General features: G+C 72.7%; 2 protein-coding genes. Both read left to right on the forward strand.

Going from position 1 to position 2,058, the window contains the following annotated elements; translation table 11 throughout:
• Positions 1 to 103: 103 nt before the first annotated feature.
• The gene (locus ABZ260_RS50425; protein WP_355632920.1) at positions 104 to 1,303 is read left to right on the forward strand and encodes a HAMP domain-containing sensor histidine kinase; all 1,200 of its coding nucleotides are present in this window, start codon (positions 104 to 106) and stop codon (positions 1,301 to 1,303) included.
• Positions 1,300 to 1,794: a hypothetical protein gene (locus ABZ260_RS50430; RefSeq protein ID WP_355632923.1), complete on the forward strand. Its 495-nt coding sequence runs from the start codon at positions 1,300 to 1,302 to the stop codon at positions 1,792 to 1,794. The genes ABZ260_RS50425 and ABZ260_RS50430 overlap by 4 nt, the downstream gene beginning before the upstream one ends.
• The last annotated feature ends 264 nt before the right edge of the window (positions 1,795 to 2,058 follow it).

The following is a 2,058-nucleotide window of genomic DNA, read 5'->3' on the forward strand; positions in this document are numbered from 1 at the left end:
CTCCACGTCCATCTGCTTGACGTGCACGACAGGAGTCTCATCTCTGGTCATGGGCGGGAAGCATAGGCTCCGCCACCGACAAGGTCGGCTATCAGCCCTCCAGTTGGACCGCGCGGGCGGCTCACGCGACTGGCACACCGCCGCGTCGTTCCAAGACGGGCCGCTGGTCGTCGCCGCCTCGGCCGCTCCTGCGCTGCCCGCGCAGCTGAGGAGCGCGGCGGCCGCGGCGACGACGGCCCTGGTCCAGCGCTTCCACCGGCACGGCCAGCCCTGGCTGGCGATCGCCGTTCCGGTACGGGACGCCGCGCGGCCCGCGGCCCGGCCTCCTCTGGTGGTGTTCGCCTCCTTCTCGCTGGCCGCCCAGCAACGCGACGTGGACTCCCTGGTCACCGCCGCCCGCGCCGGAGCGCTGCCGGTCGTGTTGGCCGCGATCCTGCCCGCGCTGCTGGCGGCGAGCAGCGTGCTGCGCCCGGTACGGCGGCTGCGCTCGGCCACCGAGAGCATGGCGGCGGGCGAACTGGACACCCGGATCACCGTCACCGGCGACGACGAACTGGCCGACCTCGGCCGCACCTTCAACACCATGGCCGCGACCCTGCAACGCGACACCGCCGTCCTGCGCGACATGGAGGCCCGCGCCCGCCGGTTCGCCGCCGACGTCTCCCACGAGCTGCGCACGCCGCTGGCGGCGATGACCGCCGTGACCGGCCTGCTGGACGAGGACGTTGCAGCGGGCCGGATGCCGCCCGAGACCGCCGAGGCAGTGGGCCTGGTCGCCGACGAGACGCGCAGGCTCGCCCGGCTCGTGGACGACCTGATGGAGGTGTCGCGGTTCGACGCCGGGGCCGCCGTCCTCACCCTCGACGAGGTCGACCTGGCGCAGCTGGTACGCAAGACGCTCGCGCTGCGGCACTGGCAGGACCGCGTCCCGGTTGACGTCCCGGACGGGCTGCGCGTGCGGCTCGATCCCCGCCGCATGGACGTGATCCTGGCCAACCTCGTCGGCAACGCGCTGCGCCACGGCGGACCGGAGGCCACGGTGCGGCTGCGGGCCGGCGCGGTCCCCGGCGGCGTCGCCCTCACCGTGACCGACGACGGACCGGGCATCGCCGCCGACCTGCTGCCCTACGTCTTCGACCGGTTCACCAAGGGCGACGCGGCCCGTACCCGCAGCGAGGGCAGCGGTCTCGGCCTGGCCCTCGCCTACGAGAACGCCCGGCTGCACGGCGGCACGCTGAGCGCCGCCAACGCCCCAGGCGGCGGCGCCGTCTTCACCCTCACCCTGCCCTGGAACCGGCCGTGAGTCGCCGCCTGGCACCAGCTCTGCTGGCGGTGACGCTGACGGCGGCCTGCGCGATCACCGACACCGGTCCAACGCCCGCCGGTCCCGCGGCCACCGCGCTGGAGGCCGCGACGAGCCGGCCTGCCGCCGTGCACGTGTACTTCTCCTCCGCGCTCGGGCTCGAACGTGTGTCGCGCCTCTACCGGGGCACCGACGCGCTGCACGTCGCGCTCCAAGCGCTGGTGCAGGGCCCGGACGCCGCCGAACGCGCCCGTGGTCTGGTCAGCTTCGTCCCCCCGGGCGCTCCGCTCCCGCTCGTCCACATCGGCCGGCGCGGACCGGTGGACGTCCGGCTGTCCTTTGGCTGGGGCATCGACCGTACCGCCGAACAGCAACTGGTGTGCACCGTGGCCGACACGGTCAGCACAACGACTCGCACCGCCCTGGGCTCCATCCGAGTCAAGGTACATCGGGTCGACGGCTCGACCGGCACCCGCATCTGCATGCCGTGACGGTCCCGATCAGCGGATGACCTGGCCTGGCCGCTTGGCGGAGCCGGCCGCACGCACCGTTTCGGGCGACGGCTGCATGGCCATGTGACGACCAATTGCCCCATCCGTGGAGCCAAGGCGACTAAAGGTCTTCCTAGGCCGGGTGTTCATGGTTGGGGCCGCGTGGAGCTGATGTACCCCGAGTTCGGTGGAGTCGGCTTGGTTGACTCTCATGCCGACTGGACGTTCGGATAGAGCATCTCGTACTCAATGGGGGTGAGCATC

Source organism: Streptosporangium sp. NPDC006013 (assembly GCF_040614275.1).
Classification (GTDB): Bacteria; Actinomycetota; Actinomycetes; order Streptosporangiales; family Streptosporangiaceae; genus Streptosporangium.